The sequence below is a fragment of the Kitasatospora sp. NPDC059973 genome (assembly GCF_042737525.1).
Lineage (GTDB): Bacteria > Actinomycetota > Actinomycetes > Streptomycetales > Streptomycetaceae > Kitasatospora.
On record NZ_JBHWUI010000035.1, the window covers coordinates 45428 to 60335 of the forward strand.

The 14908-nt window shown below is 73.4% G+C and carries 12 protein-coding genes; 11 read left to right on the forward strand and 1 reads right to left on the reverse strand.

The features are described from left to right. Nucleotides 1-23 precede the first annotated feature (23 nt). Entirely contained in the window at nucleotides 24-2177 is a 2154-nt protein-coding gene (locus ACFWA9_RS12790; protein WP_380386259.1) for an ATP-binding protein, read from the reverse strand. Nucleotides 2178-2495: 318 nt separating this feature from the next. Here ACFWA9_RS12790 and ACFWA9_RS12795 point away from each other — a divergent pair, with 318 nt between their 5' ends. The 11 genes from ACFWA9_RS12795 to aroQ all read left to right on the forward strand — a co-directional run bounded on the left by ACFWA9_RS12795 (nucleotide 2496) and on the right by aroQ (nucleotide 14556). Then, nucleotides 2496-2972, forward strand: coding sequence for a DUF948 domain-containing protein (locus ACFWA9_RS12795; protein WP_329486801.1), 477 nt, complete (start codon nucleotides 2496-2498; stop codon nucleotides 2970-2972). A 4-nt stretch (nucleotides 2973-2976) separates the two neighbouring features. Beyond that, nucleotides 2977-3414: a DUF6167 family protein gene (locus ACFWA9_RS12800; protein WP_329486800.1), complete on the forward strand. Its 438-nt coding sequence runs from the start codon at nucleotides 2977-2979 to the stop codon at nucleotides 3412-3414. After that, on the forward strand, nucleotides 3414-6083 hold the full coding sequence (gene alaS, locus ACFWA9_RS12805) for an alanine--tRNA ligase (protein ID WP_380386262.1): 2670 nt from the start codon (nucleotides 3414-3416) through the stop codon (nucleotides 6081-6083). Before ACFWA9_RS12800 ends, alaS begins: the two co-directional genes overlap by 1 nt. After that, the gene (gene ruvX, locus ACFWA9_RS12810; RefSeq protein ID WP_329486798.1) at nucleotides 6083-6565 is read left to right on the forward strand and encodes a Holliday junction resolvase RuvX; all 483 of its coding nucleotides are present in this window, start codon (nucleotides 6083-6085) and stop codon (nucleotides 6563-6565) included. Before alaS ends, ruvX begins: the two co-directional genes overlap by 1 nt. A 91-nt stretch (nucleotides 6566-6656) precedes the next feature. Beyond that, nucleotides 6657-7913, forward strand: a complete 1257-nt coding sequence (mltG, locus tag ACFWA9_RS12815) for an endolytic transglycosylase MltG (protein ID WP_380386265.1) — start codon at nucleotides 6657-6659, stop codon at nucleotides 7911-7913. Nucleotides 7914-8064: 151 nt separating this feature from the next. After that, nucleotides 8065-10077, forward strand: a complete 2013-nt coding sequence (gene mltG / locus ACFWA9_RS12820; RefSeq protein WP_380386268.1) for an endolytic transglycosylase MltG — start codon at nucleotides 8065-8067, stop codon at nucleotides 10075-10077. 34 nt (nucleotides 10078-10111) lie between these two features. Then, nucleotides 10112-10942: a shikimate dehydrogenase gene (locus ACFWA9_RS12825; RefSeq protein ID WP_380386271.1), complete on the forward strand. Its 831-nt coding sequence runs from the start codon at nucleotides 10112-10114 to the stop codon at nucleotides 10940-10942. Nucleotides 10943-11335: 393 nt separating this feature from the next. After that, complete coding sequence (gene aroC, locus ACFWA9_RS12830; RefSeq protein WP_329486794.1) at nucleotides 11336-12520, forward strand: chorismate synthase; 1185 nt, start codon at nucleotides 11336-11338, stop codon at nucleotides 12518-12520. Further along, nucleotides 12517-13038: a shikimate kinase gene (locus ACFWA9_RS12835; protein WP_352293308.1), complete on the forward strand. Its 522-nt coding sequence runs from the start codon at nucleotides 12517-12519 to the stop codon at nucleotides 13036-13038. Before aroC ends, ACFWA9_RS12835 begins: the two co-directional genes overlap by 4 nt. After that, on the forward strand, nucleotides 13031-14119 hold the full coding sequence (gene aroB / locus ACFWA9_RS12840; RefSeq protein ID WP_329486792.1) for a 3-dehydroquinate synthase: 1089 nt from the start codon (nucleotides 13031-13033) through the stop codon (nucleotides 14117-14119). The genes ACFWA9_RS12835 and aroB overlap by 8 nt, the downstream gene beginning before the upstream one ends. An 8-nt stretch (nucleotides 14120-14127) precedes the next feature. Continuing rightward, the gene (gene aroQ / locus ACFWA9_RS12845) at nucleotides 14128-14556 is read left to right on the forward strand and encodes a type II 3-dehydroquinate dehydratase (protein WP_329492047.1); all 429 of its coding nucleotides are present in this window, start codon (nucleotides 14128-14130) and stop codon (nucleotides 14554-14556) included. Nucleotides 14557-14908: the final 352 nt, after the last annotated feature.

A 14908-nucleotide genomic window follows, 5' to 3' on the forward strand; every position in this document is an offset into this window, starting at 1 on the left:
ACCGGTGTAGCAATGGACAAGATTCAACTATTCCTGGCCGGTGAGGGGTGCGGCGCCGGCGGCACCGGGAAGGGGCCCGGCAGCCGGCCCGGACCGCCCGCGCGGCCGTCGCCGCCGAGCGCCCGGTGGACGGCGGCGTCGAGGTCCAGCCGGGCGCCGTGGTCGAAGCACTCGGTGAACTCCTGCTCGGTCAGCCCGGCCCTGGCCCGCTCCTCGCAGTGCCGGTGGGGGCCGTTGAAGGTGCGCGAGCCGAAGAACGGCTTGCCCACCGCCTGCCAGATCCGGTGCGCGGCGCCCTGCAGCACCCGGGCCTCGCGCAGGTCGCCCGGCCGACCGGGCCCGGTGGGCTCGGTCTCCAGCAGCGCCAGCAGGTCGATCGCCAGCACGATGCCCAGCAGGTCGTGGAAGAGGTGGTTGAGCCGGACGCTCTCGCGGGCCCGCGCCCGGGCCAGCCGGACCTCGCCGTCCAGCCAGTGCGAGTACCCGAGCGCGTAGAGCCCGTAGGCGTACGCCCACTGCTCGCCGTGCTCCTCGCAGAGCTCGCGGACCTCGCCGAGCCAGAACTCGCCGCTGTCCTGGTCGCCCTGGAACAGGTAGGCGATGCCCAGCTCGAACATGGCCATCAGGACGTTGCTGTTGAGCTCGCCGATCGTCCGGTAGTGCCAGAGCGCCTCCTCGAAGAGCTCGGCGGCACGGGCCGGCTCGTCCCCGATCAGCGCGGCACAGCCCTGCCGGTGGACGGCGTAGGCGAGCGCCCGGGCGTCGCCGGTGTCCAGCGCCTGGCGGCGGCACTCCTCCAGGGCCGGGCGCGCGGTGAGCAGGTCGCCCTGGAGGGTCGCCATGTACCCGGTGACCCAGAGCGCCTTGGCGCGGGCCTCGGTCGGCTCGGGGTCGAGGGCGAGCGCGCGGTCCAGCCAGTGCCGCCCCTCGCCGAGGTGGCCGCAGCCGACCCAGTAGAACCAGAGCGTGCTCGCCAGCAGCAGGGCGAGCTGCTCCTCGCCCGGTTCGGCCAGGCAGAACTCCAGCGCCGCGCGCAGGTTGGGGTGGGCGAGCTCGGTGCGCTCGGCGGTCTCCGCCTGCCGGGGGCCGAACCACTCGACCTCGCCCCAGGTGGCCACGCCCAGGTACCAGTCCCGGTGGCGGCGCCGCAGCCGCCGCTCCTCACCGGTCGAGCGCAGCCACCGCAGGCCGTACTCGCGCAGGGTGTCCAGCAGTCCGAACCTGACGCCGCCCCCCTCCTCGGCCGGCCGGCCGGTGGTCGACACCCGGAGCAGCACCGACTTGTTGATCAGCTCGGACACCAGGTCGAGCAGGTCCTCCGGTTCGATGCCGTCGCCGGCGCAGACGTACTCGGCGGCCTCCAGGTCGAAGCTCCCCGTGAAGACCGAGAGCCGGGCCCAGAGCAAACGTTCCTGCGGCGTGCAGAGTTCGTGACTCCACCCGATGGTCGTGCGAAGCGTCTGGTGGCGCGGCAGCGCCGTCCGGGCGCCGCCGGTGAGCAGGCGGAACCGGTCGCCCAGCCGGGCGTCGATCTGCGCGACCGAGAGCGACCGCAGCCGGCCGGCCGCCAGCTCGACGGCCAGCGGGATGCCGTCCAGCCGGCGGCAGAGCTGGGCGATCCCCTCGGCGGAGGCCGCGGTGATCTCGAAGGAGGGCAGCACCGCCCGGGCCCGGTCGGCGAACAGCCGCACCGCGTCCGGCAGTACGCCGGGGCCGACCGGGCCCACCGGCAGCGGCGCCAGGACGAGCAGGTGCTCGCCCGGGGCGCGCAGCGCCGCCCGGCTGGTGGCCAGCACCCGCAGGCCGGGCAGCGCCCGCAGCAGGGCGTCGACCAGCTCCGCGCAGGCTTCCACCAGGTGCTCGCAGCCGTCCAGCACGATCAGCGTCCGGCGCCCGGCGAGCTGCTCGGTCAGCACGTCCAGCGGCGGCCGGGGGGTGCCGTCGGTCAGCCGCAGCGCCTCCAGCACGGCGTGGCCGAGCAGCAGCGGGTCCTGCACAGGGGCGACCTCGACCAGCCAGGTGCCGTCCGGGAAGGCGCCGGCCGCCCGGGCCGCCGCGCGCAGGGCCAGCCGGCTCTTGCCCACGCCGCCCGGGCCGGTCACCGTGACCAGCCGCGCGGCGGCCAGCAGCCGGGCCAGCTCGGTCAGCTCCCGCTGCCGGCCGACGAAGCTGGTCACCTCGGCCGGGAGCCGGCCGGGCGCCGGCTCCCGCCGCGCCGCCCCCGCTCCGGGCCGTGCTGTCGGGTCCGCGGCCAAGCGCTGCTCCCGTCTCCGGGCCCGGACCGTCGCGGTTCGGGCGTGCCCGCGGGCCGCCCCGGCGACGGCCCGTCCGGCAGAACGAGGTGACCGGCCGGTAGGTTACGCGCGCGGCTCGTACCCCGGACCGGATCCGCGGGGGCGGGCCCGGGGACGCCCCGGCCGATATCCGGTCCGGAAACCGGCCGTGGTCGCGATAGGGTCTCCTTCGGAGAACAGCAAGGCGAGGGAGCGCACAAGGTGTCCGTGGGAGAGCTGGCCGGCTTGCTCGTCGCCGTGTTCTGGGCGGTCCTGGTCACCCTGCTCGCCGTCGTGCTGGTGCACCTCTCGCGGGTGCTCAAGGAGGCCGCCGTCCTGGTCTCCGCGGTGACCGAGCAGGCCGTGCCGCTGCTGACCGAGGCCGGAGCCGCCGTGCGCAGCGCCAACGAGCAGCTGGAGCGGGTGGACGAGATCACCGCCAACGTCCAGGACGCCGCCGCCAACGCCCAGGCGCTCTCCTCCACCGTCGCGGCCACCCTGGGCGGGCCGCTGGTCAAGGTCGCGGCCTTCAGCTACGGCGTCCGCAAGGCCGTCGCCAAGCAGAACGGCACCGTGACGCTGCCCACCCAGCCGAGCGAGCGCGAGGAGCTGGCCCGGCTGATCCGGGCCGAGGTGCGCGCCGCGACGACGGCCAAGAGCGGCCTGCTCGCCCGGGTCCGGCGCGCGGTGAGGGGCTGACGGCATGGTGCGACGCATCTTCTGGATGGCGGTCGGCGCCGGTGCCACCGTCTGGGCCATGAACAAGGCCAACGAGGCCGTGCACCGGCTCACCCCGGACAGCCTCTCCGGCACCGCCGCGCGCGGCGCGCTGCACCTGGGCGACGCGGCCAAGCGGTTCGCCCAGGACGTGAAGGCGGGCATGGCCGAGCGCGAGGAGCAGCTGCGCGAGGACCTCGGACTGGACGGCACCGCCGTCGTCGAGCCCCGGCGCCGGGTCCTGCGCGGCGAGCCGCAGTACCGAGCTATCTCGGCGGCGCCCGGCAGCCCGGCCGCCGCCCTGCCTCCGTCCAGCAGTGCCCGCGCATCGTCCGACGGTGCGCGCACCACCCCAGCCATCGAAAAGACGCCCGGCCGCGCACTGCCGCAGCCGGGCGGTACCCCGAACCGGAAGGACCACTAATGGAGTCGGCAGAGATCCGCCGCCGCTGGCTGCGCTTCTTCGAGGAGCGCGGCCACACCGTCGTTCCGTCGGCGTCCCTGGTCGCCGACGACCCCACCCTGCTGCTGGTCAACGCCGGCATGGTGCCCTTCAAGCCGTACTTCCTCGGCGAGGTCAAGCCGCAGTTCTCCCGGGCCACCAGCGTCCAGAAGTGCGTGCGCACCCTGGACATCGAGGAGGTCGGGAAGACCACCCGGCACGGCTCCTTCTTCCAGATGTGCGGCAACTTCTCCTTCGGCGACTACTTCAAGGAAGGGGCCATCAAGTTCGCGTGGGAGCTGCTCACCACTCCCGTCGCGGACGGCGGCTACGGCCTGGAGAAGGAGAAGCTCTGGATCACCGTCTACAAGGACGACGACGAGGCCGAGCAGATCTGGCGCGACGTCATCGGCGTGCCCTCCGAGCGCATCCAGCGCCTCGGCATGAAGGACAACTTCTGGTCGATGGGCGTCCCCGGCCCGTGCGGCCCGTGCTCGGAGATCAACTACGACCGCGGCCCCGCGTACGGCGAGGAGGGCGGCCCGGCCGTCAACGGCGAGCGCTACCTGGAGATCTGGAACCTGGTCTTCATGCAGTACGAGCGCGGCCACGGTGACGGCAAGGACGGTTTCGAGATCCTCGGTGACCTGCCGAGCAAGAACATCGACACCGGCCTCGGCCTGGAGCGCCTCGCCGCCATCCTGCAGGGCGTCGACAACCTCTTCGAGATCGACACCAGCCGGATGATCCTCGACCGCGCCGCCGAGCTGACCGGTCACACCTACGGCGCCGACCACAAGTCGGACGTCTCGCTGCGCGTGGTCACCGACCACATCCGCACCGCGCTGATGCTGATCGGCGACGGTGTCACCCCCGGCAACGAGGGCCGCGGCTACGTGCTGCGCCGCATCCTGCGCCGCGCCATCCGCAACATGCGCCTGCTGGGCGCCACCGGCCAGGTCGCCAAGGACCTGACCGAGGTCGCGATCAAGGCGATGGCCCCGCAGTACCCGGAGCTGGAGGCCGACCGCAAGCGCATCGAGACGGTCGTCACCGGCGAGGAGACGGCCTTCCTGCAGACCCTGAAGGCCGGCACCACCCTCCTGGACACCGCGGTCACCGAGACCAAGCAGTCCGGCGGCGCGGTGCTCTCCGGCGAGCAGGCGTTCAAGCTGCACGACACCTACGGGTTCCCGATCGACCTGACCCTGGAGATGGCCGAGGAGCAGGGCCTCCAGGTCGACGAGGCCGGCTTCCGCCGCCTCATGCAGGAGCAGCGGGACCGTGCCAAGGCCGACGCCAAGGCCAAGAAGATGGGCCACGCCGACGTCGCCGCGTACCGCGAGGTCGCCGACAAGTCCGGCGCCAGCGTCTTCACCGGCTACAACCTCACCGAGGGCGAGGCCACCGTGGTCGGCCTGCTGGTGGACGGCGTCCCGGCGCCGGCCGCGAGCGAGGGCGACGAGGTCGAGATCATCCTCGACCGCACCCCGTTCTACGCCGAGGGCGGCGGCCAGCTCGCCGACCACGGCCGGATCCGGCTGGACTCCGGCGCCGTGGTGGAGATCCGCGACGTGCAGCAGCCCGTCCCGGGCGTGACGGTGCACTCCGGCGGCGTGCTGTTCGGCGAGGTCGTGCTCGGCGCCTCGGCGTACGCCACCATCGACATCGAGCGCCGCCGGGCCATCGCCCGCGCCCACTCGGCCACCCACCTGACCCACCAGGCGCTGCGCGACGCGCTCGGCCCGACGGCCGCCCAGGCCGGCTCCGAGAACGCCCCCGGCCGCTTCCGCTTCGACTTCGGTTCGCCCGCCGCCGTGCCCGGCAGCGTGCTGGTCGACGTCGAGCAGAAGATCAACGACGTGCTGACCCGCGAGCTGGACGTCACCGCCGAGGTCATGACGATGGACCAGGCCCGCAAGGCCGGCGCCATCGCGATGTTCGGGGAGAAGTACGGCGACTCGGTCCGCGTCGTCACCATCGGGGACTTCTCCAAGGAGCTCTGCGGCGGCACGCACGTCGGCAACACCGCCCAGCTGGGCCTGGTGAAGCTGCTCGGCGAGTCCTCGATCGGCTCCGGCGTGCGCCGGGTCGAGGCGCTGGTCGGCGTGGACGCCTACAAGTTCCTCGCCCGTGAGCACACCGTGGTCGCCCAGCTGACCGAGCTGGTCAAGGGCCGCCCGGAGGAGCTGCCGGAGAAGATCTCGGGGATGCTCGCCAAGCTCAAGGACGCCGAGAAGGAGATCGAGCGCTTCCGCGCCGAGAAGGTGCTGGCCGCCGCCGCGGGTCTGGCCGACTCCGCCGAGGACGTCCAGGGCATCGCCGTGGTGGCCGCCCGGGTCGCCGACGGCACCGGCGCCGACGAGCTGCGCAAGCTCGTCCTGGACGTGCGCGGCCGGCTCGGCTCGCGGCCGGCCGTGGTCGCCGCCTTCACGGTGGCCAACGACCGCCCGCTGACCGTGATCGCCACCAACGAGGACGCGCGCGGGCGCGGCATCAAGGCCGGCGAGCTGGTCCGGGTCGCCGCCAAGACCCTCGGCGGCGGCGGTGGCGGCAAGGACGACGTCGCCCAGGGCGGCGGCTCCGACGCGGGCGCGGTCGGCGAGGCCATCGCCGCGGTGCGCGGTCTGGTCGCGGAGCGCGCCAGCTGATGGACCAGGAGGAGAGGCCGCCCTTCCGCCGCGGGCGGCGGATCGCCGTCGACGTCGGTGACGCCCGGATCGGGGTCGCGTCCTGCGACCCCGACGGGGTGCTCGCCACGCCGGTGGAGACCGTCCCCGCCGGGGTGAAGTCGCAGGCCAGGATCGCCGCCATCGCCGACGAGTACCAGGCGATCGAGGTGATCGTCGGCCTGCCGCGCTCGCTCAGCGGCAAGGAGGGCCCGGCGGCGGAGAAGGTCCGCGGGTACGCCACCCGGCTGGCCAACCGGCTCTACCCGGTGCCGGTCCGGCTGGTCGACGAGCGGATGTCCACCGTCACGGCCACCCACGGGCTGCGCGCCTCCGGGGTCAAGGCCAAGAAGGGCCGCTCGGTGGTCGACCAGGCCGCCGCGGTGGTGATCCTGCAGACCGCCCTTGAGTCCGAACGGGTGAGCGGACGCCCGCCCGGTGAGAGCGTCGAGGCGGCCGGCTGACCGGCCTGATCTAACGTCCCGGTGAAGGGGCCCGTGCGGACGCGTCCGCACGGGCCCCTTCTGCTCGTTCCGGGACCGCCGAGGGGGCGCAATGACCGACCAGGACTTCACGCCCGGGCTCACACCCGGCCACCTCGGTGCGCCGGTGCTCGAACCCGAGGGCCGTCCGCCGGGTGCGCCCCGTCCTCGCCACGATGCGCCGGATCCGCACCGCCGGCGCAACGGGCTCGCCTGCGGGCTGACCGCGCTCGCCCTGGTGGTCGTCTTCGGCGGGGCCGGTCTGACCGGGTACACCTGGCTGCAGGGACAGCAGAAGCCGCCGGCCGCCGCCGACTACCACGGGGCGGGCACCGGCGACGTCCAGGTCTCGGTGCCCGAGGGCGCCGGGCTCACCCAGATCGCCTCCGCGCTGGTGCGCAACGGCGTGGTGGCCAGCTCGCTGGCCTTCACCCGGGCGGCCAAGGGCAGCGCGGCCGCCGCCGGGCGGATCCAGCCCGGCACCTACACGCTGAAGCAGAAGATGTCGGCGGCCGCCGCGCTGGCGATCCTGGTCGACCCCGCCAACGCCAACGGCCTGACCATCCCCGAGGGCTGGCGCGGCAACCAGATCTACACGGCGATCGACAAGAAGCTGGACCTGCCCGAGGGCACCACGCAGCGGGCCGCCCAGGAGCAGGGCGCCGAGCTGGGGCTGCCGGAGTTCGCCAAGGGCAGCCCGGAGGGGTACCTCTTCCCCGCGACGTACAGCGTGACCGACGGGACCACCGCGGTGGACCTGCTGAAGCAGATGGTGGAGCGGGCCGGCAAGGAGTTCGCCCGGGACGGCGCGGAGGTCGTCGCGCAGAACCTCGGGCAGAGCCTGTACGGGCTGGTGACCATCGCCAGCATGGTGCAGGGCGAGGCGGACAACACCGAGGACATGGCCAAGGTGGCCCGGGTGATCTACAACCGGCTGGCCAAGAACATGCCGCTGCAACTGGACTCCACGATCAACTACGCGCTCGGCCGCTCGACGCTGAACACCACCGTCACGGAGACCAAGCTGGACTCCCCGTACAACACGTATCTGCACACCGGACTGCCGCCGACGCCGATCGGCAACCCCGGGCGGCAGGCGATCATGGCGGCGGTGGACCCGGCGCAGGGGGACTGGCTCTACTTCGTCACCGTGAAGCCGGGGGACACCCGGTTCACCGACAGTTTCGACGTGCAGCAGCGCAACGTGGCCGAGTTCAACGCCGCCCGGGCCGCGCAGCCGAGCCCGTCGGCGAGCGGTTCGGGCGGTGCCTCCGCGGGGGCGAGCGGCAGTCAGCCGACGGGTGCGCCGACCGCTCCGGGCGGGCAGTGAGGGCACATCGCCCCTGCCGGAGGCCAGGCTGCGGTACGGTAACGTCTCCCTCCAGGCGCTGCAGTAGCACGCCGGTTCGAGAATCAGCCGGGACGCCGTCCCGGACGGCCGGTCCGATCCTCCGGCCGTCTCCGTCGGTGTAAGGGGATCAATGACCGATCTGGGTCGGGGCTACGGCCCCCAGGGCTCCGAGCCGTGGCACCCCGGTGACCCCGGGTACGGCGGCCAGCAGCCGGTCCCCGGGCCGACGGACGACCAGTGGCAGCAGCCCCAGCAGTACGGCGGTCAGGCTTTCGTCGACCAGCAGGGCTACCCGCAGCAGATGCAGCAGGCCGCGCAGCAGCAGGGTTACCCCCAGCAGGGCTACCCGCAGCAGGCGTACCCGGGCGGCCAGCCCCAGCAGCCCCAGCAGTACGGGGGACAGCAGTTCGCGCAGGGACAGCAGCAGGCCCAGCAGGCCCAGCAGTACGGCGGTCAGGCCTTCGGCGACCAGCAGGGGTACCCGCAGCAGGGGCACGGCGGGGGCCAGGGCTTCCCGGGTGGGCAGGGGTACCAGGACCAGCAGCAGGGCTACCCGCAGCAGGGGTTCCCCGGGCAGCAGCAGAGCGCCCCCGGGTACCAGGGGCAGCAGCAGGGGTACTCGCAGCAGGGCATGCCGCAGCAGGGCATGCCGCAGGCGGGTATGCCGCAGTCGGGTATGAACCAGCAGGGCGCGCCCCAGTCCGGGATGCCGCAGCAGGGCGCTTCCCAGCCCGGGATGCCGCAGCAGCCCGGTCAGCAGCGGGTGCCGGGCGAGCAGGCTCCGGGCGGGCAGGTGCCTGGCGGGCGGGCCTCGCGACGCCGGCAGCCCGAGCCCGAGCGGCCCGCCGGTCCCGGCCCGGACGGCATCGACTGGGAGGCGGAGGCCGCCGCGCTGGAGGCCGGCGGCCGGCCGGCGGAGGCCGAGCCCGAGCAGGCCGAGGTCGAGTGGGACGAGCACCAGGACGACTACGCCGAGGACGGCGGGGACGACCAGAACGGTTTCCTCGGCGAGGAGGACAACTCCCGCGAGGGCAAGAAGAAGCGCAAGGAGAAGGGCAAGAAGTCCGGCCGCCGCAACGGTGGCGCCTGCCTGCTGGTCGCGCTGGTGATGGTCGGCGGCGTGGCCGGCGCGGGCTGGTGGGGGTACGGCTTCTACCAGGACCACTTCGGGCCGCCCCCGGACTTCACCGGCCAGGGCAGCGGCTCGGTCATGGTGGAGATCAAGAAGGGTGCCGTCGGGGCCGAGATGGGCAAGACGCTCAAGGAGGCCGGTGTGGTCAAGAGCATCGAGGCCTTCACCCAGGCGTGCGGGAAGAACCCGAAGTGCACCACCATCCAGTACGGCACCTACACCATGCCCAAGGAGATGTCGGCCGAGGCCGCCGTCACCAACCTGGTGGAGGCGAACGGCGGTGAGAAGCTGATCGTCCAGGAGGGGCTGACGGCCGCCGCCACCTACGCCAAGATCGACGACAAGCTGCAGCTGGCCAAGGGCACCACGGCCGAGGTGGCCAAGGCGCAGCTGGGCAGCCTCGGTCTGCCCGCGTACGCCAACGGCAACATCGAGGGCTTCCTCTGGCCGGCCCGCTACTCGATCGCCTCGGGCATGAAGCCCGAGGACCTGCTCAAGCAGATGGTGAAGAACGCCGTCGACCGCTACGCGGGGCTGGACGCGGAGGCCGCCAAGATCGGCCTCAAGACCGGCTACGAGGTGGTCATCGAGGCGAGCATCCTCCAGGCCGAGGGCAACAACCCCGACGACTTCGCCAAGATGGCCCGGACGATCCAGAACCGGCTGGCCGACACGGGCAAGATCGACGGCAAGCTCGGCATGGACACCACGCTGCAGTACTCGCTGGGCCGCAAGGTGCTGGACAAGAAGGACATCAACGACGCCTCCAACAAGTACAACACCTACATCAACGCGGGCCTGCCGCCCGGGCCGATCTCCAACCCTGGTGACGCGGCGCTCAAGGCGGTGCTGAACCCGGCGGACGGCAAGTGGCTGTACTTCATCGCGATGGACCCGAAGAACACCCGCTTCTCGGAGACGGACAAGCAGTTCGCGGCCGATGTCGAGGAGTACTGCAAGGCGGCCGGCCAGGGCTTCGACAAGGTGGCCGTCCACTGCACCACCAAGTAGCCCTGACGGGCCAGTAGTTCACGGAGTAGCAGCGTTGACCAGCAAGCACCGGGCCGCCGTCCTCGGCTCGCCGATCGCCCACTCGCTCTCGCCGCACCTGCACCGCGCCGCCTTCGCGGCGCTCGGGCTGGACGGCTGGCGCTACGACGCCTTCGAGGTGGACGAGGCCGGGCTGCCCGGCTTCCTCGCCGGACTGGACGCGGAGCGGTGGGCGGGCCTGTCGCTCACCATGCCGCTGAAGCGGGCGGTCATCCCGCTGCTCGACGAGGTGAGCGCGACCGCCCGCTCGGTCGACGCGGTGAACACGGTGGTCTTCACCGCCGACGGGCGGCGCACCGGGGACAACACCGACATCCCGGGCCTCGTCAACGCCCTGCGCGAGCGCGGCATCACCGAAGTGGCGGGGGCGGCCGTGCTGGGTGCCGGGGCCACCGCCTCGTCGGCGCTGGCGGCGCTGGCCCAGATCTGCACCGGCGAGGTGACGGTCTACGTCCGCAGCGCCGAGCGGGCCCGGGAGATGGCCGAGCTGGGTGAGCGCCTGAGGGTGACCGTGCGCACCGCCGACTGGGAGCGGGGCGCGGAGGCGCTCGCGCAGCCGCTCACGGTATCGACCACGCCCGCGGGGGCGACGGACGCGTTCGCCGCCGGGCTGCCCGCCGCGCCCGGCGCGCTGTTCGACGTGCTCTACCACCCGTGGCCGACGGCGCTGGCCGCCGCCTGCGCCGAGCGCGGCGCCGCCGTGCTGGGCGGCCTGGACCTGCTCGTCCACCAGGCGGTCCTGCAGAACGAGCGGTTCACCGGCCGCGCGCCCGGGCCGCTGGCGGCCATCCGGGCCGCGGGTGAGGCGGCGCTCGCCGGCCGCTGACGCGGTGCGCGCGGGGCGGCGGGCCGTGCCGCCCGGGCATGTCGTGCCGGGGTGGCGTGTCGTGCCGGATCGGCGCGCTGTGTCACATCGGCGTGTCGTGCCGGAAGGGCGTGCTGTGCCACCCTGGCGCGTCGTGCCGGCTCGACCTGACATGCCCGTCCAGCGTGTCGTGCCACCCCGGCGTGCCGTGCCGCGGCGAGGGGTCCAGCCGTGCTCCCGGCGGGGCCCGGGTGCTCCGCCGGCCACCGCGTCCGAGGGTCGACCGGTTGCTGTCCGTCACCCGGACTCTGCTCCCGGGCATGCCGACGGCATGAAAGGATCCAGGGACAGAGGAAGCACGCCCGGGCGGGTCATGGCAAGTGCCGTGACCGGTCCGCTGATGAAGGAGCTCCGTTGGGTACGTTGCGCTGGCTGACGGCGGGGGAGTCGCACGGTCCGGCACTGGTCGCGACGCTGGAGGGCCTGCCCGCCGGTGTTCCGGTGACCACCGCGGTGGTGGCCGAGGCGCTGGCGCGCCGACGGCTGGGCTACGGCCGTGGCGCCCGGATGAAGTTCGAGCAGGACGAGGTGACCTTCCTCGGCGGCGTGCGGCACGGCGAGACCATGGGCAGCCCGGTGGCCGTGATGGTCGGCAACACCGAGTGGCCGAAGTGGGAGCAGGTCATGTCGGCCGATCCGGTCGACCCGGAGGTGCTGGCGGGGCTGGCCCGCAACGAGGCGCTGACCCGCCCCCGGCCGGGCCACGCGGACCTGGCGGGCATGCAGAAGTACTCGATCGAGGAGGCCCGGCCGATCCTGGAGCGCGCGAGCGCCCGGGAGACGGCGGCCCGGGTCGCGCTGGGCGCGGTCGCGCGCGCCTACCTCAAGGAGACCTGCGGGATCGAGATCGTCAGCCATGTGGTGGAGCTGGCGGGCGCGAAGGCCCCCGCCGGGGTGCTGCCGCTGCCCTCCGACGAGGCGCGCCTCGACGAGGACCCGGTGCGCTGCCTGGACGCCGACGCGTCGAAGGCGATGGTCGCGGAGATCGACCAGGCCCACAAGGACGGCGACACCCTGGGCGGGGTCGTCGAGGTGCTGGCCTACGGCGTGCCGGTCGGCCTCGGCTCGCACGTGCACTGGGACCGCCGGCTGGACGCGCGGCTGGCCGCCGCGCTGATGGGGATCCAGGCGATCAAGGGCGTCGAGGTCGGCGACGGGTTCGAGCTGGCCCGGGTGCCGGGTTCGCAGGCGCACGACGAGATCGTGCCGACCCCGGAGGGCGTCAAGCGGACGTCGGGCCGGTCGGGCGGTACCGAGGGCGGCCTGTCGACGGGCGAGCTGCTCCGGGTGCGGGCGGCGATGAAGCCGATCGCGACCGTGCCGCGCGCGCTGCAGACGCTGGACGTGCGGACGGGCGAGCCGGCCAAGGCCCACCACCAGCGCTCCGACGTGTGCGCGGTGCCCGCGGCGGGGATCGTCGCCGAGGCGATGGTCGCGCTGGTGCTGGCGGACGCGGTGAACGAGAAGTTCGGTGGCGACCACGTCAGCGAGACCCGCCGCAACGTCCAGGGGTACCTGGACAACCTGATCGTCCGATGAGCGCGCCCCTGGTGGTGCTGGTCGGCCCGCCCGGCAGTGGCAAGTCCACCGTCGGACGGGACCTCGCCGAGCGCCTGGGCGTCGCATTCCGGGACACCGACGCCGATGTCGAACGGTCGGCCGGCAAGCCGATCCCGGAGATCTTCATCGACGAGGGCGAGCCGCACTTCCGCGAGCTGGAGGCGGCCGCGGTGCGCAGCGCCGCCCGGGACCACGACGGCGTGCTGGCGCTGGGGGGCGGTGCGGTGATGGCCGAGGCCACCAGGGCGCTGCTGCGCGAGCTGCCGGTGGTGTTCCTGGAGGTCCCGCCGGCGGACGCCGTCCGGAGGGTGGGGCTGGACGCGCCGCGGCCGCTGCTCGCGGTCAACCCGCGGGCGCGTTGGCGTGAGTTGATGGAGGCGCGTCGGCCCCTGTACCTGGAGGTGGCCACCGCCGTCGTCGACACCGCGGGCCGCACCCCCGGGCAGGTCGCGGACGCCGTAATGGAAGCACTGGAGCTGAAGACCCCCCATGAGTGACATCGTCAGGATTCACGTCGGCGGCAGCGCGGGCCACGACCCGTACGACGTGCTGATCGGACACCAGCTGCTCGGCGAGTTGGGGCAGCTGATCGGGACCCGCGCCAAGCGGGTCGCGCTGATCCACCCCGAAGGACTGGCCGCCACGGCCGACGCCATCCGCGAGGACCTGCTGGGCGAGGGCTACGAGGCGATCGTCCTCCAGGTGCCCAACGCCGAGGACGCCAAGAGCGCCGAGGTCGCCGCGTACTGCTGGTCGGTGCTCGGCCAGACCGGCTTCACCCGCAGCGACGTGATCGTCGGCCTCGGCGGCGGCACCACCACCGACCTGGCCGGCTTCGTGGCGGCCACCTGGCTGCGCGGGGTGCGCTGGGTGTCCATGCCCACCACGCTGCTCGGCATGGTGGACGCGGCGGTGGGCGGCAAGACCGGCATCAACATCGCCGAGGGCAAGAACATGGTCGGCGCCTTCCACCCGCCGGTGGGCGTGCTGGCGGACCTCGACACCTTGGAGACGGTGCCCCGGCACGACTACGTCTCCGGTCTCGCCGAGGTCATCAAGTGCGGTTTCATCGCCGACCCGGTCATCCTGGACCTCATCGAGGCGGACCCGGAGGGCGCCAGGAGCCCCGCCGGGCCGCACACCGTCGAGCTGATCCGGCGGGCCGTGCAGGTCAAGGCCGACGTGGTCTCCGGGGACCTCAAGGAGTCCGGCCAGCGCGAGATCCTCAACTACGGCCACACCCTCGGCCACGCCATCGAGCGCAACGAGCGCTACAAGTGGCGGCACGGCGCGGCGATCTCGATCGGGATGGTCTTCGCCGCCGAACTCGGCCGCCTGGCCGGCCGGCTGGACGACGAGACGGCCGACCGGCACCGCACCGTGCTGGCCTCGGTCGGCCTGCCGCTGAGCTACCGCGCGGACGCCTGGCCGAAGCTGCTGGACGCCATGAAGATCGACAAGAAGTCGCGCGGCGACCTGCTGCGCTTCATCGTCCTGGACGGCCTCGGCCGGACCTCCATGCTGGAGGGCCCCGACCCGTCCCTGCTGGTCGCCGCCTACGCGGAGGTCTCCTCGTGACCCGGGTGATGGTGCTCAACGGCCCCAACCTCGGCCGGCTGGGCAGCCGCGAGCCGGACGTCTACGGCGCCACCTCCTACGCCGGGCTGGTCGAGCGCTGCACCGTGCTCGGCAAGGAGCTCGGCTTCGAGGTCGAGGTGCACGAGACCAACTCCGAGCAGCAGATGGTGGAGTGGCTGCACGAGGCGGCCGACGGCGGGGTGCCCGTGGTGATCAACCCGGGGGCCTTCACCCACTACTCGTACGCGATGCGCGACGCCGCCGCCCAGCGGACCGCGCCGCTGATCGAGGTGCACATCTCCAACCCGTACGCCCGGGAGACCTTCCGGCACACCTCGGTGATCGCCGCGGTCGCCTCCGGCACCATCGCCGGATTCGGCCTGGGCTCGTACGAGCTGGCACTGCGGGCGCTCGGCGGGCAGCTCACCGCACGCTGACACCCGGGCCGGGGTACCGGATCGGCGCGGCCCCGGCCGGCCCGATCCGGTACCCCGGCCCTCGTCAGCGGCCCGGCGGCGGACTGTGCCCGCTGCGGGACCGCCGTGTAGTGTCCCCGCTGAAAGAAGTCGGGAGGTGACCGTGACGCAGTACGCCGGGGGTGGACAAGTCCCCCCACGTCCCGTCGCTCCGCCGGCCCCGCCGTACTCCGGCAGTGCCACCGTCGCACCGCCCGCCGGTGGCGCGCCGGGCGCGTCCCGGGGAGTGCCGCGGGCGGCGGCCCACGCCGAATCCGTCCGCCACGGCGCGGACCGGTCCGCGCGCGAGCCCGCCGGTCGGCCCCCGTACGCC